This is a genomic window from uncultured Flavobacterium sp. (assembly GCF_963925185.1).
Classification (GTDB): domain Bacteria; phylum Bacteroidota; class Bacteroidia; order Flavobacteriales; family Flavobacteriaceae; genus Flavobacterium.
The window spans coordinates 33,608-57,465 of record NZ_CAWURC010000009.1 but is presented as its reverse complement, the minus strand read 5'-3'; the positions used below and the strand labels follow the sequence as shown (position 1 = coordinate 57,465).

At 33.8% G+C, this 23,858-nt stretch carries 23 protein-coding genes, 1 tRNA gene and 1 pseudogene; 15 read left to right on the top strand and 10 right to left on the bottom strand.

The annotated features are described in order from the left end of the window. The coding region (locus tag AABM59_RS03260) for a cytochrome c biogenesis protein ResB (RefSeq protein WP_338407543.1) at positions 1-1,731 on the bottom strand (1,731 nt) is incomplete at its 3' end. A gap of 188 nt (positions 1,732-1,919) precedes the next feature. Between AABM59_RS03260 and AABM59_RS03255 the strand changes: the two genes are divergently transcribed. From AABM59_RS03255 to AABM59_RS03240, 4 genes are all read left to right on the top strand, one after another. Then, complete coding sequence (locus tag AABM59_RS03255) at positions 1,920-2,681, top strand: Rossmann-like and DUF2520 domain-containing protein (RefSeq protein WP_338407542.1); 762 nt, start codon at positions 1,920-1,922, stop codon at positions 2,679-2,681. After that, complete coding sequence (locus AABM59_RS03250; RefSeq protein WP_338407541.1) at positions 2,665-3,192, top strand: HAD-IIIA family hydrolase; 528 nt, start codon at positions 2,665-2,667, stop codon at positions 3,190-3,192. Before AABM59_RS03255 ends, AABM59_RS03250 begins: the two co-directional genes overlap by 17 nt. A gap of 58 nt (positions 3,193-3,250) precedes the next feature. After that, entirely contained in the window at positions 3,251-3,904 is a 654-nt protein-coding gene (locus AABM59_RS03245; protein WP_338407540.1) for an HAD family hydrolase, read from the top strand. A 74-nt stretch (positions 3,905-3,978) separates the two neighbouring features. Beyond that, positions 3,979-4,821, top strand: a complete 843-nt coding sequence (locus AABM59_RS03240; RefSeq protein ID WP_338407539.1) for a DUF2911 domain-containing protein — start codon at positions 3,979-3,981, stop codon at positions 4,819-4,821. A 284-nt stretch (positions 4,822-5,105) separates the two neighbouring features. Here AABM59_RS03240 and AABM59_RS03235 read toward each other — a convergent pair whose 3' ends face one another. The 7 genes from AABM59_RS03235 to AABM59_RS03205 all read right to left on the bottom strand — a co-directional run bounded on the left by AABM59_RS03235 (position 5,106) and on the right by AABM59_RS03205 (position 13,196). After that, the gene (locus tag AABM59_RS03235) at positions 5,106-6,827 is read right to left on the bottom strand and encodes a sodium:solute symporter (protein WP_338407538.1); all 1,722 of its coding nucleotides are present in this window, start codon (positions 6,825-6,827) and stop codon (positions 5,106-5,108) included. A gap of 122 nt (positions 6,828-6,949) precedes the next feature. Beyond that, the gene (locus tag AABM59_RS03230) at positions 6,950-9,481 is read right to left on the bottom strand and encodes a PIG-L family deacetylase (RefSeq protein ID WP_338407537.1); all 2,532 of its coding nucleotides are present in this window, start codon (positions 9,479-9,481) and stop codon (positions 6,950-6,952) included. A gap of 174 nt (positions 9,482-9,655) precedes the next feature. Beyond that, positions 9,656-10,240 (bottom strand): Maf-like protein, encoded by a 585-nt coding sequence (locus AABM59_RS03225; protein WP_338407536.1) that lies wholly within the window; start codon positions 10,238-10,240, stop codon positions 9,656-9,658. Beyond that, complete coding sequence (locus AABM59_RS03220; protein ID WP_338407535.1) at positions 10,233-11,159, bottom strand: geranylgeranylglycerol-phosphate geranylgeranyltransferase; 927 nt, start codon at positions 11,157-11,159, stop codon at positions 10,233-10,235. The genes AABM59_RS03225 and AABM59_RS03220 overlap by 8 nt, the downstream gene beginning before the upstream one ends. Positions 11,160-11,200: 41 nt before the next feature. Beyond that, complete coding sequence (locus AABM59_RS03215; RefSeq protein ID WP_338407534.1) at positions 11,201-11,920, bottom strand: tRNA threonylcarbamoyladenosine dehydratase; 720 nt, start codon at positions 11,918-11,920, stop codon at positions 11,201-11,203. A 26-nt stretch (positions 11,921-11,946) separates the two neighbouring features. Next, positions 11,947-12,594 (bottom strand): TatD family hydrolase, encoded by a 648-nt coding sequence (locus AABM59_RS03210; protein WP_338407533.1) that lies wholly within the window; start codon positions 12,592-12,594, stop codon positions 11,947-11,949. Then, the gene (locus AABM59_RS03205) at positions 12,594-13,196 is read right to left on the bottom strand and encodes a DUF1684 domain-containing protein (RefSeq protein ID WP_338407532.1); all 603 of its coding nucleotides are present in this window, start codon (positions 13,194-13,196) and stop codon (positions 12,594-12,596) included. The genes AABM59_RS03210 and AABM59_RS03205 overlap by 1 nt, the downstream gene beginning before the upstream one ends. Before the next feature lie 131 nt (positions 13,197-13,327). Here AABM59_RS03205 and AABM59_RS03200 point away from each other — a divergent pair, with 131 nt between their 5' ends. From AABM59_RS03200 to AABM59_RS03185, 4 genes are all read left to right on the top strand, one after another. Next, entirely contained in the window at positions 13,328-14,551 is a 1,224-nt protein-coding gene (locus AABM59_RS03200; RefSeq protein ID WP_338407531.1) for an MFS transporter, read from the top strand. A 32-nt stretch (positions 14,552-14,583) separates the two neighbouring features. Continuing rightward, positions 14,584-14,724, top strand: a complete 141-nt coding sequence (locus AABM59_RS03195) for an SsrA-binding protein (protein ID WP_338407530.1) — start codon at positions 14,584-14,586, stop codon at positions 14,722-14,724. 108 nt (positions 14,725-14,832) lie between these two features. Then, a tRNA-Arg gene (locus AABM59_RS03190) sits at positions 14,833-14,906 on the top strand. 224 nt (positions 14,907-15,130) lie between these two features. Then, the gene (locus tag AABM59_RS03185; protein ID WP_338407529.1) at positions 15,131-15,700 is read left to right on the top strand and encodes a pentapeptide repeat-containing protein; all 570 of its coding nucleotides are present in this window, start codon (positions 15,131-15,133) and stop codon (positions 15,698-15,700) included. A 1-nt stretch (position 15,701) separates the two neighbouring features. On the opposite strand, the gene AABM59_RS03180 is transcribed toward AABM59_RS03185, so the two are convergent. Together AABM59_RS03180 and glyA are read right to left on the bottom strand one after the other, a co-directional pair. Beyond that, the gene (locus AABM59_RS03180) at positions 15,702-16,199 is read right to left on the bottom strand and encodes a GNAT family N-acetyltransferase (RefSeq protein ID WP_338407528.1); all 498 of its coding nucleotides are present in this window, start codon (positions 16,197-16,199) and stop codon (positions 15,702-15,704) included. 87 nt (positions 16,200-16,286) lie between these two features. Continuing rightward, positions 16,287-17,561: a serine hydroxymethyltransferase gene (glyA, locus tag AABM59_RS03175; protein ID WP_338407527.1), complete on the bottom strand. Its 1,275-nt coding sequence runs from the start codon at positions 17,559-17,561 to the stop codon at positions 16,287-16,289. A gap of 108 nt (positions 17,562-17,669) precedes the next feature. Here glyA and AABM59_RS03170 point away from each other — a divergent pair. The 7 genes and pseudogenes from AABM59_RS03170 to AABM59_RS03140 all read left to right on the top strand — a co-directional run. Further along, positions 17,670-18,039 (top strand): annotated as a pseudogene (locus AABM59_RS03170) (fumarylacetoacetase); the annotation flags it as partial. A gap of 702 nt (positions 18,040-18,741) precedes the next feature. Then, complete coding sequence (locus tag AABM59_RS03165; protein WP_338407526.1) at positions 18,742-18,936, top strand: hypothetical protein; 195 nt, start codon at positions 18,742-18,744, stop codon at positions 18,934-18,936. A gap of 522 nt (positions 18,937-19,458) precedes the next feature. After that, complete coding sequence (locus tag AABM59_RS03160) at positions 19,459-20,079, top strand: GNAT family N-acetyltransferase (protein ID WP_338407525.1); 621 nt, start codon at positions 19,459-19,461, stop codon at positions 20,077-20,079. Position 20,080: 1 nt separating this feature from the next. After that, on the top strand, positions 20,081-21,274 hold the full coding sequence (locus AABM59_RS03155) for an argininosuccinate synthase domain-containing protein (RefSeq protein ID WP_338407524.1): 1,194 nt from the start codon (positions 20,081-20,083) through the stop codon (positions 21,272-21,274). After that, positions 21,267-22,244, top strand: coding sequence for an N-acetyl-gamma-glutamyl-phosphate reductase (gene argC, locus AABM59_RS03150; protein WP_338407523.1), 978 nt, complete (start codon positions 21,267-21,269; stop codon positions 22,242-22,244). Before AABM59_RS03155 ends, argC begins: the two co-directional genes overlap by 8 nt. Before the next feature lie 18 nt (positions 22,245-22,262). Next, positions 22,263-22,691 (top strand): GNAT family N-acetyltransferase, encoded by a 429-nt coding sequence (locus tag AABM59_RS03145; protein WP_338407522.1) that lies wholly within the window; start codon positions 22,263-22,265, stop codon positions 22,689-22,691. Positions 22,692-22,717: 26 nt separating this feature from the next. Beyond that, positions 22,718-23,857, top strand: coding sequence for an aminotransferase class III-fold pyridoxal phosphate-dependent enzyme (locus AABM59_RS03140; protein WP_338407521.1), 1,140 nt, complete (start codon positions 22,718-22,720; stop codon positions 23,855-23,857). Position 23,858 lies beyond the last annotated feature (1 nt).

The window sequence follows — 23,858 nt, the reverse complement described above, 5'->3', positions numbered from 1 at the left end:
CTTCTGATTTTTCCAGAACTCTGTATTTATTGGCATATCTAAAAATACCTGAATAGCTGTCATTTTGCCTCTCCCGGGAATTTCAAATTTATCCTTTCTTGAAATTTTATGCATCACGTCAACAGCCAATGTGTGCACTGGCGCAAATCTGCCTTCATAAGTTTGAACGATCACTTCCCCAAATTTATCTGCATGTTCAGCACTCACAGTCCTTTGAGTCTCTTGGTGTTCATGACTTTGTGGCAATTGCAGCTGTGCAAAAAGCCCCGTAGTGCTTACAAGCATTAGAACCAATACCGTTAAGGCTTTTCTTTGCTCCCGAAGTTGTTTTATTTTACCCATTAAATCCCAATACCGTGAATTTTTGTTAAACAAGGTCCAAACAAAGCCTATTATCATTAAGATATAACCCAAATAAGTAATTAAGGTTCCCCAATAATCATGATTTACAGATAGTACAGTTCCTTTTTCATCTTGATCAAAGGAAGATTGAAAAAAACGATACCCTTTATAATCTAAAATATTATTCATAAAAATTCTATAATCAAAAACAGACGATTTGTCTAAAACCGTAACCTGACTTTCAAAAGAAGAGAAACTTCGTTCTGTTCCTGGATATTTTTGTGCGATGAAATCATTCAATTTGATGCTGAAAGGCAGAGTATATGCTTTATTACCGTAGAAAAAGGTGTAATCTATATTTTCGATTTTCACTGTTTTTGCTTCTCCAACGCTGCCTTTTGTTCCTATTAAAGTGACTGTTTTTTCTTGACCATCGGCAGTTAGTTTTAAAATCAAAGCATCGCTATTTCCCTTGGCTCGATAGTCGTTTTTCGAATCGTAACCAATAGTTCCTTTTGTTGGATGGTCAGGAAATACAACTCTCATATCACCAATGCTGTACAAAGAGCGCATCATTAAAGGTTGCACAATATCTTTAGCCACTTTGCCCTGTAACTTGTCTGCCATTCGCATAAACTCCCCTTCAAATGGGGTTTGAATAGTAGCCTTAAGGTCGACAGTTCCAATTCCTGTAATGGAGATATTTATTGCTCCAGGCGTAAATTTATTAAAAGCAAAAAGGGTGTTATGAATGTTTTGAACTTCGCCTTCTTTCAAGAAATGCTCTTCACGTCCTCCATCGCCAGCCTCGACAAGTTTAAAATAGAAACTTCCTTTTGCATCGGGCTTAATAACTTCTTTAGCACCCATAATAAAGTTTTCGTAGTTTACATTAAATTTGGTATCTGCAAACTGGTCTGAAATAGAAAAGTTATTGTTGGTCACAGGCGAAATTCGCAATGCTTTTTCGAAAGTTCTTCGCTTCATTGCGCCTTGGTATTCTCCATCTACAAAAAGCGTGAGGTACATTTTATCTGAATAAAATACGTTTTCAGTTGCGCCTTCACGAATGGGCATCATTCCTTCAAAACTGATGTAACGTGTAACAAAAGCTCCGGAAATGATAAAAACAAAAGACAAATGCAGCATAAGAGTTGCCCATTTTTCCTTTTTCAATAAGTTGTAACGCTTTATGTTTCCGATAAAGTTCATCATAAAAAGCAACATAATTCCTTCGAACCACCAGGCATTATAAACCCAAATTCGGGCGGTATCTGTATTGTATTTACTTTCTATAAAAGTTCCTGCAATCATTGCAATTGCAAAAGTCAGGAAAAGGATGGCCATTAATCGTGTAGAAAATAAAATGGATGTCAATTTCTTAATCATATCTACGAATTTATATTTTAAAAATTTACGCCAAAAGTACTTAAAATTGTTGAGTTCTATAATTGGTAAATTGTTAATTAAAACCAAAATTAACAATTAAATATTTTATTTAACAATGATATATATCCTTTCAAATTCCAATTAAATTACTATGTATTAGTTTTGTCTTTTTTTGCTAATTTTGTCAAATGATTAAAATAGTAATTATCGGTTCCGGAAATGTTGCCCAGCATTTGATTACAGCTTTTGCCAAAAGTAATGAAGTCGACATTGTACAAGTGTTTTCAAGACAAAAGAAAAGTACCGTTCCCCTACTCGATCCTACTAAAATAACCAATGATTATAAGGATCTAACCGAAGCCCATTTGTATATCATTGCCGTTTCTGATAATGCAATCGCATCAGTTTCATCAAAATTACCTTTCGAAAATCGCCTCGTGGTTCATACCTCGGGAAGCGTATCTATAGATTTATTAGACAAAAAAAACAGGCGTGGCATTTTTTATCCACTTCAAACATTTACAAAAAATGTAGCAATCGATTTTAAACCAATTCCTATTTGTTTAGAAAGCGAAAACGAATCCGACTTTGATTTATTAGAAAAAGTGGCGCAGTCCATTTCGAATAATGCTTTCAATAGCGATGAAAAACAACGAAAGGCACTTCATGTTTCGGCAGTTTTTGTCAATAATTTCGTAAACGAAATGTATCGAATTGGCAATGAAATTTGTGAAGAAAATAAAGTTTCTTTTGAAGTTTTAAAACCATTAATTTTGGAAACCGTGAACAAGGTTATGGTGCTTTCGCCAAATGAAGCACAAACCGGTCCCGCAAAACGAAACGACACACAAACAATTGAAGCACATTTAGATTTTTTATCAAATGAAAATCAGGCAACAATTTATAAAATACTAACCCAATCAATACAGAATAATGGCAAAGAGTTATAAAGAAATAATGAACGATATTACCACATTTATCTTCGATGTTGATGGTGTACTTACTGATAGTTCGGTTTTTGTTACCAATGAAGGTGAAATCTTGAGAACAATGAATATTCGCGATGGTTATGCGATGAAAGCAGCTGTAGAATCTGGTTATAATGTTTGTATTATTTCTGGTGGAAGCAACGAAGGTGTTCGGGTACGACTGAGAAATCTTGGAATAACCGATATCCATCTTGGAACGCCAGACAAAGTTGAAACTTATAAAGAATACATAGAATTGTATAACATAAAACCCGAACAAGTTTTGTATATGGGGGATGACATTCCTGATTATCACGTAATGCAATTGGTAGGGTTACCAACTTGTCCGCAAGATGCTAGCCCTGAAATAAAAGCTGTTTCTAAATATATTTCACATAAAAACGGAGGAAAAGGTGCTGCTCGTGAAGTAATCGAACAAGTAATGAAAGTACAGGGGAAATGGACAATGCATTTTGATGGAAAGCTTGATTAAATAGTTCTAGGTCGGAAAAACCAATACAAAACTCAATTTCCAATACCCAATACCCAAAATGATACAAACCGTAATTTTCGATATGGACGGCGTAATTGTTGATACGGAACCCGTTCACCGTTATGCTTATTTTCAACAATTTTCTGAATTAAATATTGAAGTTTCAGAAGAAACATACACTTCATTCACAGGAAATTCGACTCGAAATACATTTCAAAAATTAAAAAATTTATTTGATATCGAATATGAAGTGGAAGAATTAATTCAACGGAAACGAACTATTTTTAATAATGCTTTCGACACTAAAGAAGATTTAGAATTGCTTGAAGGTGTCGAAAAATTAATCAAGGATTTATATGCTAACGGGATGCAATTGATCGTGGCATCATCCGCTTCGAAAGTAACGATTGAACGCGTTTTTAATCGATTTAATTTGCATCAATACTTTACCCATATTGTTAGTGGAGAAGATTTCCCTAATTCGAAACCACACCCTGCCATATTCGAATTTGCCGCAGCTTTATCAATTGCTTCAAAAGAAAACTGCATTGTTATTGAGGACAGTACTAATGGAATTGTTGCTGCAAAAGCTGCGGGGATTTTTTGCGTTGCATACGACAGTGAACATTCAAAAAGGCAAGATTTATCAAAGGCAAATTTAATAATTAATCATTTTGATGCGTTGAGTTTTGAAAAAATAGTTCAGTTTTAGGGACAATTATGTAATAATTAACATATATAATCACTTGAATTTGTAAATTTGAAAAAACATTTAAATTTTATACTATGAAAAAATTAATTTTTATTTTGGCGATGATTATCGCTAATTATGCTATCGAGGCACAAATAAAAACACCTCAATTAAGTCCGAAGGAAACATTAACTCAAGTTGTTGGGTTGACTGATGTAGAAATTAATTATTCAAGACCAGGCGCTAGAGGTAGAGCTGTTATTGGAAACTTAGTTCCTTATGGAAAATTATGGAGGACTGGGGCTAATGAAAACTCTACGATTTCATTCAGTGATGATGTGATTATAGACGGAAAAACTTTGGCAAAAGGGAAATATGCCATTTTTACAACTCCAAAAGCTGATAATTGGGAAATAGTTTTCTATTCAAAAACTGATAATTGGGGAAATCCTCCAAATTGGGATGAAGCAAATGTGGCATTACGAACTAATGCTATACCTGAAATGATCGATCGAAAAATTGAAAATTTTACTATTGGAATTGCTAGCATAGACACTAATTTCGCTTACTTAGAATTGTCTTGGGAAAACACATTGGTTGCCATCAAGTTTGAAGTTCCTACACATAAAAACACGATGGCAAGTATCGATAAAACATTAGCAGGACCAGGTGCTGGAGATTATTTTTCATCGGCACAGTATTTATTTCAATCTAATGGAGATATTGTCAAAGCACGAACTTATGTTGATAAAGCTCTAGAAATGAATACAAACAAACCCTATTATTATTTTCGTTTGAAATCATTAATACAGGCTAAACAAGGTGATAAAAAAGGAGCCGTGGAAACTGCAAAAATTTCACTTGCTGCTGCGGAAATCGCCAAAAATCAGGATTATGTAAAAATGAATAAAGAGAGTATTGCGGAGTGGAGCAAGTAATAAAACACTCCTAAAAAAAAATAAAAAAATCCAGTAAGACTAAACAAAGCTTACTGGATTTTTTTGTTTAAATAATTACTAGCCTATGCTAAATATTTTTATTGAATGCTAAAACCTTAAAATCTTATTTTTTTAAGGTTTTCAAATAATTAATAAATTTTATTATAACAAAACAAAATTTATTTTATGAAACGAATTAAATTAAATGCATCTAAAGTATATTCTATGCTTAAAAAAATTAATTACATCCAATGGGTAAATTTTATACTCTAAAAACAGGAATCTTATTTAATAATAGTTTTATTTCTAAAAACAATTGCTTGCATTAGCAACGACAAAATAATGGTTAGTATGGCCCCAATAAAGTTGAGCCACAAATAACCCAGTTTTTCTTCACCACTCGGAAAAATAAAAATCGCATAATAATAAATAATAAAAATGGTGATTTGGCTAATAACAGCGCTGTAAAAAACTGCTTTTGCTTGCACATATTTTAAATAAAAACCAACTAAGAAAATTCCCAAAACCGTTCCGTAGAAAATGGAACCCACGATATTAACCAATTGAATTAGGTTTTCGAATAAAGTGCCAATACTAGCAAAAAGAATGGCGATAATCCCCCAAAAAAAAGTAAAAAATTTAGTAGCATTCAAGTAATGTTTTTCCGATTTTTCTTCCTTAATATTACGCTTATAAATATCAATAGCAGTTGTCGATGCTAATGCGTTAAGTCCAGAAGCTGTCGAGGACATTGCAGCCGAAATAATCACTGCTAGCAACAAACCGATGAGTCCTTTGGGTAAATAATTCAGGATAAAGTGAAAAAAAACGTAATCCTTATCATTGGTCTCACTGTTGCTGTCGGCTTTCAGGATAATTTCCTTGGCACGATCCCTCAGGTCTTTTTCTTTACTGGATAATCCAACGAGTTCTTTTCGGAGAATGGGATTGTCATAATCCTGATTCAGTTGGTCGATGTATAAAAGATTAATCACTTTTTTGTCTTCAGAAAGGGCTTCTAACTTTTTTTCTAATAGATGGTATTCATTTTTATAAGCCGATTTCTCTATGATTATTTTGTTGTTGGGATTAAAATTTAATGGAACTGGATTGAATTGGAAAAACACAAAAACCATAACACCGGTCAGCAATATGAAAAATTGCATTGGCACTTTAAGTAGCCCGTTCATGATCAAACCCATTTGGCTCTCCCGTACTGATTTTCCAGATAAATAGCGCCCCACTTGGGATTGATCGGTTCCGAAATAAGCCAAAGCCAGGAAAAAACCACCCGTGATTCCACTCCAAATGGTATATTTTTCTTCTGGATCGAACGAAAAATTAACGATATTCATTTTGTCATTGGCTCCCGCAATATGTAAAGCACTTGTAAAAGTCATATCATTGGGCAAAAAATGCAAAATAAGAAAGAATGTGATAATCATACCAGACATAATCACGAACATTTGCTGTTTTTGGGTAACGTTTACCGCTTTTGTTCCGCCAGAAACCGTGTAAATAATTACAAGTACACCGATGATAATGTTCATTAAGGTAAGATTCCAACCCAACAATGCCGACAAAATTATGGCTGGAGCATAAATGGTAAGTCCCGTTCCCAATCCTCTTTGAAACAAGAATAGAATAGCGGCTAGGGAACGCGTTTTTAAGTCAAATCTTTTTTCGAGGTATTCATAAGCCGTGAAAACTTTGTATTTGTGGTAAATTGGAATAAAAGTGAGGCAAATAACAACCATGGCGAGAGGCAAACCAAAATAGAATTGCAAAAAACCCATTCCGTCATGATACGCTTGTCCTGGAGTCGAAAGAAAGGTGATCGCACTGGCTTGTGTTGCCATAACCGAAAGTCCCACGGTGTACCATGGAGTTTCGTTGCCACCAAGAATATATTCTTGTACATTCTTGCTTCCACGGGTTTTCCAAACACCGTAAACGACGATAAACAATAAGGTTACTGTAAGTACGATCCAATCGATTAGTTGCATAGTCTAGGAATATAATTTCATTATTAGATAAAATATCAAAATATAAAGGGCGTTCGCGATAAGAACCCAACTATAGCTTTTTTTCCAGATTTTCTCTTTTTTTGTTTCCATAATTAAATTTCTTAAGGTTTAATTTTCCCCGCAGGAATTGTTACTGTAGACTTCAATGAAATCGTGTTAGCCAATAATTTAAAAGCTCCAGAAACGCCTTCGGGCAATTCCCTGAAAAAACTTAGTCCGGTATAAATGTAATATCCTTTGCCATAAGGAGCAATTAACAAGGCGCCATTTTTTGGGGTTTCCCCTTTGTCATTCGATGATAAAATAGAAGTGAAGGCTTTATCAAATTCACTAGGATAATACAAACCTTGCTCTTGCTTCCAACCTTCGAAATCTTTCGTGGTGATTTTATTTGGATAATTCAAAACCGGATGATTGGGTGCTAGAAACCGAACTTCGGCATTTTCCTCCGTTACTCTGTCATGAGAAATTTTTAAAGGATATGGAGCAATGTTTGGTGTAACTAAATCTCCAGTTGTATTGTATTGTACCAGCATTGTTTTCCCACTTTTCACAAAATCAAAAAGAATATTTTGTGAGTTTGCCAATGCTTGTACTGTATTGTAAGCCCTAATTCCAGTCATTACGACATCAAGGCCTTCTATTTTTTCGGGAGTTATTTCTTCGGGATTGAGAATAACAACTTTGTAGCCCATTTGGGTTAAACTATTAGGAACTTCGTCGCCAGCACCCATAATGTAACCAATTTTTTCTCCATTTGTTTTCAAGTCAATTCGAATGCATTTGGCCTCGGCAGGGCTCAATACTTGTTGTTTTGAAATGTGACTGTAATCGATGATAATTTGGTCTTTTTCATATCGTTTATTATCAACAATGGCAATGCTTTTGGCAATCACTTCATCGGAATATTTTGGAGGAGTTACTTCAAAATACATAGTTTGTTCCGTTCCTTTTTTATCCAAATTAAAAGCAATTGCTTTTGGAGAAACAATCCAGTTTTTTGGTAATTCTAGATGTAAATCACCTTTAATATTGTCTTTTCCTGCTTTTACTTTAACTGCGACCGATTTACTTTCATTGTCTTTAAAAAGCAACACTTTGTCAAGAATACACGTTGTAACTTCGGGAACAATATCAAGATGATTATACATTTCGCCTTTTACGCCGTCATTATATTTATATACCACGGCACGTTCAAACTGAATTTCAATTCCGCTGATTTCGATATTGAAAACGACTTTTACTTCACGGTCACTTTCCGGAAGGCCAATTTTTTTTTGATCAGAAACCGTGTACATTCCAACGGTTGAATTTTCTTTTAACCAATATGGCTGCGTATAATTGATGGTTTCAGGTAATTGTAAATCGAGAGTGATTTTTTGATTAATATTATTTTTTAACTCCAAATTTTTTGGTGTTTTATCTGCGTTGGGCAAGCTAATAACGCTTAGTAATTGCATAGGTACTAAACTTCTGTTTATGGCTTCGATTTTTAATTTCACTAAACTTCCAGGTGTAGCTTCTTGGTTTTCAACAACTGCTTCAAGGTACAAGCCGGAACAAGCGGCAATAATTTTTTTTATTTCAGTAGTTTTTATTTCCTTCCAGTGGTTTTCGTCCAATGATTGAATCATAGTATAGGTTTTAACCAAATCAGGAATACTCGCTGATGGATTTTTAAAATCGAATTTTGACAGTATATATAAAATCAAATCGCCAATAGGTTTCCCTCCTTTTATTCGATTCCAAGAAGTATCAATTCCATCAAAAATAGAAGATTTATCCTTTGGAATCTCCCCATTTATAAATTCTAAATATTCCGTTTCTTCTCCACGTGTCCCAGTACTCCCAAAACCTTGTGACTGGTGAGAACTTCTACTTAATGCAGCAATTTCTTGGTTTGATTTTCCAATTGTGGGATAATAAACTCCGGTTTGTATTGAAAATAAATTGGTTTTGTCTGCAGCATCAAATTTCTCCTTGCTTCCATAAAACCACCACGAAGTATTAAAAAACTGGCGTTTGGCTTGCCACGGCTCTACTAATTTTAATTGCTCAGGAAAAATAGTTGAGTTGTTAGCCATGTCGAAACTTTCGACACTCAACATCGCCGATGCAGTATGATGACCGTGAGTTGTTCCTGAAGATCGATGGTCAAAACGATTGATAATTACATCCGGTTGAAATTTACGAATAGTCCAGATAATATCTGAAAGGACTTTTTCTTTATCCCAAATTTCTAAAGTTTCTTCAGGATTTTTAGAAAAACCAAAATCATTAGCACGTGAAAAAAACTGTTCACCACCATCTATTTTTCGCGCTTCAATTAATTCTTGGGTTCTTATTACTCCTAATAATTCCCTCAATTGAGAACCTATCAAATTTTGCCCGCCATCGCCACGTGTTAAAGATAAATATCCGGTTCTTGCCTTTTTTTCATTGGATAAATAGGAAATTAATCGGGTGTTTTCGTCATCGGGATGTGCTGCAATATAAAGTACAGAACCTAAAAAATTAAGCTTCTGGACTTGGTTATAAATTTCTACCGAATTAGGTTTCTGAGGTTTTTGTGCAGTTAATATTTGAAAAGAAAGAAGGAATAAAACAAGAGAAAGAATAAAAGTTTTTTGCATTTTTTTAGAATTTAATTTGCAATTAGTCCAAATGTACTAATTAAATAAATTTTAAATACTATTTTATATTTTCTTTAAAGAAATTTTGTTTCATCAAATTCTTTTCTCAGCTTTTGGTATCTCGTCTATAATTGGTATTCTTCTTCGGATCGCATCTCTTCGAGGAATCATTTTTTATGATAAATCGTTCAAATATTCGTAGACTTTATCCGTGGGCATTCCCATAACATTAGCATAAGAACCTTCAATTTTTGAAACTCCAACAAAACCAATCCATTCTTGAATACCATAAGCTCCAGCTTTGTCGAAAGGTTTATAATTTTCTATATAATAGCGAATGGCTACATCACTTAATTCATTGAAAGTTACTTTGGTGATTTCATAAATTAGTTTGGTTTCGGCATTGGTTTTAAAACAAACCGAGGTGATTACTTCGTGTGTAGCATTCGATAATGATTTCAGAATATCAAAAGCATCTTGGGTGTCTTTTGGTTTTCCTAATGCTTTATTGTTGTGCCAAACGATGGTGTCGCTGGTTATAAGAATCTCATTGTCGCTTAATTCCCCTTCAAAAGCATTGGCTTTCAATTGGGCTAAAAAGTTGGTGATTTCCTCTGCTTCCAGTTCTGGCGGGAATATTTCTTCGATTTCTTTCAATCTAATTTCAAAATCTAAATCTAAATCTTTGAAAAATTGCTGGCGTCTTGGTGAGCCTGAAGCTAAAATTAGTCTGTATTTTTGTAATTTATTTTTAAGCATTGTATTTTATGTTTAGGCTGATGACAACAATCGAAAGTATTCCAAAAAATAAAATCCATTTTAAAACGGAACTCAAGTGTTGAAAATCTATTGTATTCTTTGCTGTCCAAATTTTTGCGGTAAAATAAAGTAAGGGAGCCATTATAAAAATTATTCCATATAATGTTCCAAAGAATAAACTTGACACAAACAAATTAGTATAGACATAATTCACGATACAAACTAAGGGGGCAAAACTCAACACAAAAACAAGTTTTGTGGTTCGCTTTACGCCAAAAGCTATTGGTAAAGTGTTGATTCCTTGGTTCAAATCACCTTCTACGCCTTCTAAATCCTTGACGATTTCCCGAATAAAATTGATACTGAATGCAAATATAGCATAATCGAGAAGTATCCCAAAAAGCAATCCCATAACAGGTCTATTTTCTTCGAAAGTCACGGGATATAAATCGAAAAACCCAATAATTAAAACACTAAACGAAAGTAAAAAAGCCACGATGAAGTTTCCTATTAGCAAGCTTTGTTTCAAGCTCGTTGCATAAAAATAAAGCGTTGCCGCAATAATTATAAATAGGGAGGCGAAACCCGGTTTATCGATCACATTCGATAAATAAAAACCTGTTATAACTCCTATGATGGTAAAACCAATGTAGAGATTATAAGCTTTTGCTTCGGAAATAGTTTTGCCAATAATCACATTTTCAGGCTTGTTCTCCATATCAGTTTCTACGTCAAAAATATTATTGATAATATAACCTCCAGCCGCAATACTAGTTGTTGCTAAAACCAATAAAAAATAGTGCCAATCGGCCAAAGCCAAAGGAACATTTTGTAATTCTAGAAAGCCATACCTGAAAATAAGCTGCATCAATGCAAGCATAAGTAAGTTTTGGTAACGAATGAGTTTTAGGTATTTCATGTTTTAATTTAAAATCTATTCTTCTCCCTTTTTACTATTCACTATTCCTTTTTTTTAAGCAAATATCGAATCACTGTTTCGGCAGCATACAAACCAAATAATCCAGGCATATAACTATTTGTCCCATAAAATGATTTTTTAAAATTGGATCCATCGGTCATTTTTAAACTAGCATCATCTTGAATTTCCGATGAAAAAACAACTTTCAATTTGTCAATTTTCACTTCTTTCAATCGGCGACGAATGGTTTTTGCAAGGAAACAATTAACCGTATTGGTAATATCGGCAACCTTTACCTTAGAAGCCTCCATCTTTCCGCCTGCTCCCATCGAAGAAATAATTTTAACTCTTTTACGTTTGGCGGCGATAATCAAATTCAGTTTTGGCGTAATGCTATCAATGCAATCCAAAACATAATCAAATTCATCCGAAACTACTTCAAAAGCGCGTTCCGGAGATAGAAATTCCTGAATTCTTGTCAGTTTCAATTGGGGATTTATATCCCTTAATCGGTCGCCAACAATGTTTACTTTTAATTGTCCCACTGTCGAATGCAAAGCAGGCAGTTGTCGGTTTATGTTTGTAATATCGACCACATCGCCATCAACAATGGTCATAGTTCCCACTCCGGCTCTCGCCAAAAATTCGGCAGCAAAAGATCCTACGCCTCCAAGTCCCACAACCAAAACATTGGCATTTTTTAATTTTTCTAATCCTTCGGCTTTAAATAAAAGTTCCGCTCTTTCTGTCCATTCTGCCATTTTTTCCTATTTAATCGGTAATTAGTTTATTTGCTAAAAACCGTATTGCAATTATTATTTATGATTTCTTGTAATTCGCTTAATGTTAAATTTTTATATTTAGCCGCCAATACATAAACCTCTCTAATTCCTTCCTCAATAGTATCGGTTTCTAAGAAAAATTTATCGTTGGGAATGCTTTTAAAAACCGATTCTAATTCTGGATTTCGTAACAAATTTTTTCCAAACGAAACATAAAATCCATTATCAATCAATTGCTTGGCTACTTGTTCGTTTTTCGAAAATCCGTGAATTACCATTGGAACTGTAATATTCAACTTTTTCTTAATTTCAATCACTTCCTGAAAAGCCGCAACACAATGAATAACGACTGGTTTTTGATGTTTATCAGCCATTGCCAATTGCTTTTCGAAAACCAATTGTTGCACCTCAAACGGAGTTTCGGCACGTTTGTCCAATCCGCATTCTCCAAGAGCCAAACATTCCGGCAAGGCCAATTTTTCGTCTACCACTTGAAACTCTTTTTCCAATCGGTTTTCGTCAATAAATAATGGATGTATCCCAATCGAATAAAACGGAATCGAATCATCAAATTCTTGCGGATATTGATTGACTAATTCCAACACTTCGGGTTGATTCGTGAACTGGTGTGTATGTAAATTGAAGTATTTCATTAGTCGTGAAATTTTTTGACACCGGCTTTTATCTCGATATCCAAGTCATTTTCTAAAGGAACAATTGGGCAAGAATAGCGATGACTGTAAGTACAATACGGATTATAAGAAGTGTTAAAATCTATGGCGATTGTGTCGCTTTTCGGAATTTTCAAATCAATATATTTACCCCCAATATAGCTTTCGGAACCTGAAGTCAAGTCGGAAAATGGCAAAAATAAATAATCAATATATTCCTCCTTTTTTGACAATTCAATATTCTTGTATACATTCAATTGAAATGATTTTCCGTCGATAGTAAAAAGTACCTCTCCATATTTTATATACATTGGTCTCCTATCAGTTGATGTTTTCATCTCGAAAGGTTTTTCATTTTCCGTTATTACGAATTTAGCCGTAACAAAGAATTTTTCATTAATTGGATAAAAATCCAAAGTCTTGAATTTCTTTAGATCTTCGGCATCCAAAGGACTTTTTTTGGCGTCAGCAAATTCAATATTTAAGTCTTTTTGAAATTTTTCGACAGCAGCAACATCAAATTTTTCTTGGGCATAGCCAAAATTTACTATTCCTAAAAAAAACAAAATTAGAATTGTTCTCATCTTTTAAATTTTAACAAAAATAGTTTAAAAGTTGTAAAGCTACAAAGTTAATATTTTGATAAACATTGCTTCGCTCAACACAAGGGTGTATAATAAAAACGTTGTAAATTTGCCAACTAGAAATTTACCCAATGCTCAAAACCGCTCTCAAACAATATATCAATAATTTCAAAGGCTTTAGACGTGAAGTTTGGATTCTTGCACTGATCACTTTTATCAACAGAGCAGGCACGATGGTTTTGCCGTTTTTATCGAAATATTTGAAAGAAAATTTACATTTTACTTACGGTCAGGTAGGGTGGATTATGGTTTCCTTTGGAATTGGCTCAATGCTTGGTTCGTGGCTAGGAGGCAAATTATCCGATAAAATTGGGTTTTATAAAGTGATGGTTTTTAGCCTTTTCACGAGTGGAATTTTATTTTTTGTACTGCAATACATCACCACTTTCTGGGGATTATGCTTCGGTATTTTTGGCATTATGTCAGTTTCAGATATGTTTCGACCAGCAATGTTTGTTTCGCTTGGCGTGTATGCAAAACCTGAAAACAGAGTTCGCGCTTTGTCATTAATCCGATTAGCAATTAATTTTGGTTTTGCCGCTGGACCAATGCTTGGCGGACTTATAATACTAGGAATTGGATACAAAGGATTATTTTGGATTGATGGTAGTACCTGTATTTTGGCCATTTTGATATTTGCCGTTTTAGTAAAAGAAAAGAAAAAGATACCAGAAATTCAACAAACATCAAGCAAAGCTGTAGTTATAAAATCGATTTTCAAAGACAAACCGTTTTGGGTTTTCTTGTTTATCAGTTTCTCGACAGCAATGTTATTTTTCCAAATATTCACCACCTTACCCCTATTTCATCACGAACATTTCGGCTTAAGCGAATTTGAAACAGGATTATTAATTTCGTTGAATGGAATTTTAATCTTTCTGTTCGAAATGCCCTTAGTTAGTTTCTTGGAAAGAAAACAGATTAACCGAATAAAAATCGTTTTTTGGGGAGCTTTTTTAATGGCAATCAGTTTTTATGTTTTATTGCTGGATTCTTGGGGTGGTATTTTGATCATTGGCATCATAATCATAACCTTTGGCGAAATATTTTCATTCCCGTTTTCGAATGCATTTGCGATGGGAAGAGCTCCAAAAGGTCAAGAAGGAAAGTATATGGCTTTGTATACAATGAGTTTTAGTCTTGCCCATATTGTGAGTTCAAAACTAGGTCTCGAAATTATAGGGTATTTTGGTTACGGAGTTAACTGGTTTGTGATGGGAAGTTTCGGAATTGTGGCAATGCTTTTTTGTGTTTGGTTACAGCGATTGTTGAAAGAAGAAAACCGTCTGAATTAATTTTTTTTTACATTTACACTAAAATCTAAAATATGTTTAAAATTCTAGCGCAAATAAACAAACTTATCCTTCCCAGTTTTACTAAAAATGGCATGGATATTACCAAGGCCAAGAAATGGCAAATGGCAATCATAGGATATCGGTATTATGTAACTACAAGAGCATTAGACTGATGAATATTTGTTAGGAAATTAAGATTTTGGATTTAAAAAAAATAGATTTAATTTTGATTTCCCATTTGCAAATCACATAATTATAACTATATTTGCACCCACAAAATAGGCCTTGTGGCGCAACTGAATAGCGCACTTGATTACGGCTCAAGAGGTTACTGGTTTGAATCCAGTCAAGGTCACTTAAGAATGGAAAGCTCAAACGAAAGTTTGGGCTTTTTTTGTAAATATTTGGTTTTGAGCTCGCTCAGGAAGCCAAATGTTTACAAAAAAAGTTTTTCAATCCCTGATTGAAAAAGCTTTCCATTTCCATTACGGAGCTTTGTTTGGATGTTGCGAAGCAAAATCCTAAATTAAACACTCAAAATAATTTATTAAAGTGAAGTAATTTAAATTTTAAAGAAAAATGACAGACTATTTCCTTGACGTCGAATACAAAAACCTTACTTATGGGGAGCAAGAAATCAATTTAAAGGAATTTGAATGTTGCACTTTCAACAATTGTGATTTCTCGCAATGTGTATTTGTAGCGGTTACTTTTATTGATTGTACCTTTAATGATTGCCTTTTTAGCGGTACAAAAATAAATTATGTGGCTTTCAGAACGGTGTTTTTTAATCGTTGCAAAATTGAAGATGTAAATTTTGCAATGTGCGACAAACTGATTTTTGAGATTCATTTTAAGGAATGTGTTTTGGATTTCTCCAAATTCTACACCTTGAAAATTAAAGGAACAACATTTGTCGATTGTAGTATTGTGGCTGTTGATTTTATGAGCGCTGATTTAACCGAAGTAGTTTTCGATAATTGTGATTTGTATCGTTCTGAATTTGGCAAAGCCAATGCCAACAAAGCAGATTTTAAAACAAGCTACAACTATACGATAGACCCGACGAAAACCAAAATTAAAAAAGCCGTTTTTTCGTTTGACGGCTTAAAAGGATTGCTATATAAACACGAAATCATCGTGAAATAAATTACAACTTTTTCTCCATTTTGTAATCTTCCATTAGATAACCGTTTCCAATTTGCAAGTCTTCTTCGTCAATGCTTTTAAAACCCATTTTTTTATAAAAAGAATAGGCTTTGTTGAATCTGTTCACATTTAATGATATTATGTTTGAATGATTTTCTTTGGCTAAAATCTCAATTCTTTCCAATAATAATTTGCCCATTCCTTTGCCTTGAGATTCTGGCAAAAGGTATAATTTATGCAATCTGGTGCCATTTTTATTCAAATAATGATGTTCGAAAGAGGCAAAACCAAGCGGAGTTGTGTTTTCATTTACCAGTATAAAATGATGCTTTTTATTTAATAAATTATCCGTTAAAGTAGCATCAGAATAGAATTTTTCAAGCATATAATCTATTTGCGCTTTCGATAGAATATCTCCATAAGCAATTGGCCAAGTTGCATAAACAATTTTTCGGATTGTTCCGAAATCTTCAATACTAGCTTCTGAAATTGTTATCATTTTACAATTGGTTGGTTTGAAAAAAAGGCTATAAGTTTAGCAAAAACACCAAACTTATAACCTTTTAACTATAAAGTATGCCTTTTTTTAAAAAACAAACATGGCTCTTTCGCTCATCATTTCGTTCACCTCATTGGCCACTTCTTCGATTATTTCTTCATTGGTGTGATTCATCAAAACTTTATCAATTAAGGCAACTATCGTTTCCATATCTTCTTCAACAAGTCCACGAGTGGTAATTGCAGGAGTTCCAACACGAATTCCAGAAGTAACAAATGGCGATTTATCATCAAATGGAACCATGTTTTTATTCACGGTGATTTCTGCTTTTACTAAAGCATTTTCAGCTTCTTTTCCTGAAATGTTTTTGTTTCTCAAGTCAATCAACATCATATGATTATCAGTTCCTCCAGAAATAATGTTGTAGCCTCTTTTTACAAAAGCATCGGCCATTGCATTTGCATTTTTTTGCAATTGCAATGCATATCTAAAAAACTCATCGGTCAACGCTTCACCAAATGCAACTGCTTTTGCAGCAATAACATGCATCAAAGGTCCACCTTGATTTCCCGGAAAAACAGCTAAATCCAATAAATTAGACATCATTCTGATTTCTCCTTTTGGAGTAGTCAAGCCAAATGGGTTTGGAAAATCTTTTCCCATCAAAATTAAACCACCTCTAGGGCCACGCAAAGTTTTATGAGTAGTTGTAGAAACAATATGGCAATGCGGAATTGGATCGTTCATCAATCCTTTGGCAATTAAACCGGCAGGATGCGAAATATCAGCGAAAAGGATAGCACCAACGCTATCAGCAATAACTCTAAAACGCTCAAAATCCATATCACGAGAATATGCTGAAGCACCAGCAATGATTAATTTTGGTTGCTCTCGTTTAGCAATTTCTTGAATTTGGTCGTAATCTAAACGCCCCGTTTCTTTGTCAACACCATAAAAAACTGGCGTGTATATTTTACCCGAAAAGTTTACAGGTGAACCGTGAGTTAAATGTCCTCCATGTGATAAATCGAAACCTAAAATTTTGTCTCCAGGTTTCAAACAAGCGTGATAAACCGCTGTATTTGCCTGAGAACCAGAATGTGGCTGAACGTTTGCATATTCTGCACCAAACAATTCTTTAGCACGATCTATGGCAATTTGTTCAATAACATCGACTACTTCGCAACCTCCATAGTATCTTTTACCCGGATAACCTTCGGCATATTTATTGGTCAAGCAGGAACCAGCAGCTTCCATTACTTCGTCACTTACAAAATTCTCAGAAGCGATAAGTTCTAATCCGTGAATTTGTCTGTCTTGTTCCTCTAAAATAAGGTCAAATATTTGTTCGTCGCGTTGCATTACATTGATTTTAGTTAATTTGAGGCAAAAATACAAAAAAACGGTTGGTAAACAATTAGATTATAATATATTTGATATGTAATCTCAACAAAAATAATTCACATCATTATGCTAATAACAGCCAATAATATTAATATAAAATCGTGGTTAGAAGTAGCTATAGACACTGATTTTCCTATTCAAAACATTCCTTTTGGGGTTTTTCTCACTAAAGAAAATGTAGTGACTGTGGGAACACGAATCGGTGATTTTGCTATTGATTTTGGGGCTTTGCAACAGTTAAATTACTTTGACGGAATCGAACTTACAGACGATATGTTCCTGCAGGACACACTGAACGATTTTATTTCTGACGGAAAAAAAAACATGGCGATTAGTTCGAAATCGCATCGCTGAAATCTTCGACGAAAAAAATTCAAATTTACGTGATAATATAAAACATCGTGATATTATCATTTTTAACATGAATGATGTCGACACCGTAATCATAAAAGGTTTTTGTAGAAATAATGGCGTTCGTATAGGCTTCGGTGAAGTTTCAAGTAAATTGCCGCCTCCATTTGCAAGAAAATAAATATAGTGTTTTGAATCCGACTTTATTTAGTCGGATTTTTTTTTGAAAGTATCTTAACCAAAAAAGTAAAAACAATCCTCAAAACTATTTATTGGGTTCAAAAATTTAATATTAAGTTTATAAAAACACTTTTAGCATAAAAAAACATCTTTTATATTAGTATTTAAACTCCTTGCATCTTGTGGAGTAAAACACACTCGAACCTTGCTAACCTCGAGAAATTATGACGAAGCTATTGATAATGCGCGTTCCAATTTGCGTCCCAATAAAGATAAAAAAGCAACCAAGATCACTTTTATTTACTTGAAGAAGCTTTCGCCAAAGCCAAAGACCATGACTTGAATTCAATCTATCTTTTAGAAAGCGATTCCAATTCCGCAAACTTTGAAAAAATATACAATACCTACTTTGCATTTAAACAATAGTCAGAAAAAAAAATTACACTGAAGTTATTAAACGAAGGCCTAAATACTATTTTCCCTTTTGATAATCATGATGACAAAATTATTTCCAGCAAAAATAACTTGTCAAATTATCTATATATATAAATGCGAAAGAATTGATAAAAACTTTTGATAAAAAGAATTTTCGAAAAGTTACGACGATTTGAATTACTTAAATCAGATTAATCAAGATTATAAAAATGTTCTGGATCTAATGGATGAAGTTCATTTTAAAGGCATTGATTATATAATTGTTTCTACTAAAAACGAAACCAATATGATTATTCCTAGTCATCTTCAATACGATTTGTTGGATTTTAGCACCTATGGAATGAATAACCCCGAAGCAGAGATGTAATTTTCATGCAATTTACTTTTGTAAAAATTAAATAGTTCAGCTTCGAGGAATTCTTTTGATTATATACCTTATTAGCGGAAATACATTTAGAAACTAAATGATATTGACTGAATTTTGCTTTGAATTATCCTTTTAAAAGTAGCGTTATTATGAATAAAACTAACATTTTTTTTTGTTTTGTTACAAAAAATATTCATTTCTTTAATTTATAATTGTAAATTTGCACTAATGAATAAATCAAGTTTACATATAACTTCTTTCTCCCGGATAAACAGACCTGTGACTTCTCTCGAAGTACGGATGCTATAACTATAGTCTCTACAAAGTTTTTTTATATTTATTCATTTCTCATTTTTATTATTTTGAAACCATCACAATTATCCCTCGGATTAATACATCCTGAAAATAATATTATTTTCAAAACAGCAACTTATGTCTTAATTTTTAACACATTAGAAATTATTAATGTTTTTTCAGCATCAACAAATAGCATTATTTTTAACCTAAAATTCAACTCTTGAAATGAATATCTCTATAGTAGTAACTCAGGAAGAACATTATAAATTTTCGCAAGAAATATGTGAAACCATCGAAACATCAGCCCAATTGAGAGGGACAGGAATCGCTAAAAGGACTCCTAAATATATTAAGAAAAAGATGGAACAAAAAAATGCAGTTATCGCCTTAATTGATGGTGAATTTGCGGGATTTTGCTATATCGAAAGTTGGCAACATGGCAAGTTTGTCGCTCATTCTGGATTAATAGTGCATCCTAATTACAGAAATCATGGTTTGGCCAAGAAAATAAAATCATTTGTTTTTGATTACTCTTTGCAAAAATATCCAGATGCCAAAGTATTCGGAATCACAACTGGTTTAGCAGTAATGAAAATCAATTCAGATCTAGGATACAAGCCAGTCCCTTTCTCTGAATTAACAACAGACCCAAGCTTTTGGGCGGGTTGCAAAACCTGCACTAATTTTGAAATTTTAAAAAGTAAAGACAACAAATTGTGTCTGTGCACCGGAATGCTTTATGACCCAAAAGAACAACTAAAAGACCCACCAAAACATCCCTTTAATATTAGGGTTTTAAATAGATTAATATCAATAAAAGAAGCTTTGTTCTTAAAAAACAACTGAAATGAAAAAAGTAGTATTAGCCTACAGCGGAGGATTAGACACCTCGTATTGTCTAAAATATTTGAAAAACGAAAAAGGATACGAAGTTCATACCGTATTAATAAACACTGGTGGATTTGATGAAGAGGAATTAATGGCCATTGAAGAAAGAGCTTATGACTTAGGAAGTGCACAACACACTAACCTGACTATAATAGACAAATATTATGACAAAGCCATCAAGTATTTGATTTATGGTAATGTTTTAAAAAATAACACCTATCCATTATCTGTAAGCGCCGAGCGTGTTTTTCAGGCTATGGAAGCAATTAAATATGCGAAATCTGTTGGTGCAGAAGCCATCGCTCACGGAAGTACCGGTGCTGGAAATGACCAAATTCGTTTTGATTTAATATTCCAAACCATCGCTCCCGAAATTGAAATCATCACTCCTATTCGTGACATGAAATTATCTCGTCAGGAAGAAGTAGCTTATTTACAAGCTAATGGAGTTGAATATTCTTGGGAAAAAGCACAATATTCCATCAATAAAGGATTGTGGGGAACAAGCGTTGGCGGAAAAGAAACCTTAACTTCAAACCTTCCACTCCCTAGCGAAGCTTATCCTTCGCAATTGTCAAAAGAAGGAGAAGAAAAAGTGACTTTAGAATTTAAAAAAGGGGAATTAATTGCTGTGAATGGTAAAAAAGACAAACCATCTAATAATATTGTTACTCTTGAAAAACTGGCAAGTGCTTACGCCATTGGCAGAGACATTCACGTGGGTGACACTATAATCGGAATCAAAGGAAGAGTTGGTTTTGAAGCTGCGGCTCCAATTATTATCATCAAAGCACACCATTTATTAGAGAAACATACGCTTGGAAAATGGCAACAACATTGGAAAGAACAACTAGGAAACTGGTACGGAATGTTGTTTCATGAAGGTCAATTTCTTGATCCTGTTATGAGAAATATTGAAACTTTTCTTGAGTCTACTCAAGAAACCGTAAACGGCGCCGTAACGGTATCTTTGAAACCTTACCATTTTTCATTGGACGGAATCGAATCGGATAATGATTTGATGAACACCGGTTTTGGTCAATATGGCGAAATGAACAACGCTTGGACATCAGACGATGCCAAAGGATTTATCAAGATTTTAGGAAATGCACAAAACATATTTTCATCAGTAAATGATTTGAGTTATGATTAATATTGGAATAATTGGCGGTTCAGGTTACACGGCTGGGGAACTCATCAGAATATTGATGTTTCACCCCAATGCCAAAATCGATTTTGTTTACAGCACTACCAATGCTGGAAAACCACTTTCGATAGCGCATCACGATTTGCTTGGCGATATCAAAATGGATTTTACCGACACCGTGAATCCTAACGTAGATTTAGTTTTCTTATGCTTAGGACATGGAAAATCTATTTCATTTCTAGAAAAAAATTATTTTTCCAATACAACTCGAATCATCGATTTAGGAAATGATTTCAGATTGACAAAAGACAAAAATTTCAACGGAAAATCATTCGTTTATGGTTTGCCGGAATTGAATAAATCGGAAATCAAAAACGCTCAATTCATAGCCAATCCGGGATGTTTTGCAACTGCAATTCAACTCGCATTATTACCCATGGCAAGTCATAATTTACTAACAACCGACGTGCATATCAATGCCACGACTGGAAGCACCGGAGCCGGAGTTACTCCTTCGGAAACGACACATTTTAGTTGGAGATCGAATAATATGTCTCATTATAAAGCGTTCGACCATCAACATTTGGGCGAAATAAACCAAAGTGTGAATCAGTTGCAAGCTGCATATAAAAACGAATTGATTTTTGTTCCCAACAGAGGTGATTTTGCCAGAGGAATTTTCGCCACTTTATACACAACTATCGAAGAAAGTATAGAAGATATTGTATCAAAATACGAAACTTTTTATAAAGACCAACCTTTTGTGACCATTACTACAACTGCTATCAATATGAAACAAGTACTTCAAACAAACAAATGTATTATCAGTTTAATGAAAAAAGAAAACCGATTATTGATTACTTCGGTTATTGATAATTTAACAAAAGGAGCTTCGGGACAAGCCATTCAGAATATGAATTTAATGTTTGGATTAGACGAAAGCACAGGATTACATCTAAAACCAAGCGGATTTTAAAAAATGATATTATAAAATATGATACAATTAGCAACTCCAAACGATATTCCAAAATTAATTCCAATTTTGAAGGTTTTACGACCAACAAGAACCGAGGAAGAATTAGCAAAATTATTGAAAATTTTATTTAAAGAAGGCTATAAAATGGCTTTCATTGGCGATGGTGAAATTGCTTTTTCTGCTATTGGATTTCGGATTCAGACCTTTTTATACAGCGGAAAAACATTGTATATTGATGATTTAGTAACTCTCGAAAACCATAGAAAAAAAGGCTACGGAAAATTATTATTAGACTTTGCAAAAAAATTTGCAAAAGATACTAATTGTGAAACATTATCGCTTGATTCGGGAATTCTCCGAAAAGACGCCCATCGACTATATCTAAACGAAGGTTTATTCATAGACTCCTTACATTTTGCGGGCAAAGTAGACATATTTAAAATTTAAAATTCAACATTTAAAATAATTTTTTAATGAACTTATTTGACGTTTATCCATTATACAATATCACGCCTGTAAAAGCACTTGATTACACGATTACAGACGAAAACGGCGTAGAATATTTAGATTTATACGGCGGTCACGGAGTAATTTCTATTGGTCATACCCAACCGGATTATGTGGCCAAATTAAAAAAACAATTGGATCATATTGGATTTTATTCCAATGCGATTCAAAATCCATTGCAAGTGGAACTAGCCAAAAAACTGGGAAAACTTTCCCGTTATGAAGATTATACTTTATTCTTATGTAGTTCTGGTGCTGAAGCCAATGAAAATGCATTAAAATTAGCCTCTTTTCATAACGGAAAATCACGTGTAATTTCTTTTGATAATGCTTTTCACGGAAGAACTTCGGCGGCTGTTGCGGTTACTGATAACAAAAAAATTGTTGCACCTATCAACGCACAACAAGTTGTTACATTCTTGCCATTAAATAATATTGATCTCGTGGAAGCCGAATTGAAAAAAGGAGATGTTTGTACCGTAATTATCGAAGGAATTCAAGGTGTTGGAGGATTAGACGAAGGAACTACAGCATTTTTTCAAGCATTAGAAAAAGTTTGTAAGGCTAATGATGTCGTTCTAATTTTAGACGAAGTACAATCAGGATATGGAAGAAGCGGAAAGTTTTTTGCGCATCAACATCATAACATTAAAGCGGATATTATTTGTCTTGCCAAAGGAATGGGCAATGGATTTCCTATTGGTGGGATTCTTATTTCTCCAAAATTTACAGCGAGTTACGGATTGCTTGGTACCACTTTTGGCGGAAGCCATCTTGCTTGTGCCGCAGGAATTTCCGTTTTAGAAGTAATGGAAAGCCAAAAATTAATGGACAACGTGAACGACGTTTACGCCTATTTCTTAGAAGCCATAAAACAAGTTCCAGAAGTAGTAAAAGTAAAAGGGAAAGGCTTGATGCTGGGTGCTGAATTTGCTTTTGATGTTTCGGAATTACGCAAAAAACTAATTATCGAAAAACACATTTTCACTGGAAGTGCCAATAATAAAAATTTATTGAGAATCTTGCCTCCTCTGACAATCAAAAAAGAAGCAATTGATATTTTTATTAAAGCCTTGAAAGAAGCTTTATTAGAACTAAAATCATAAA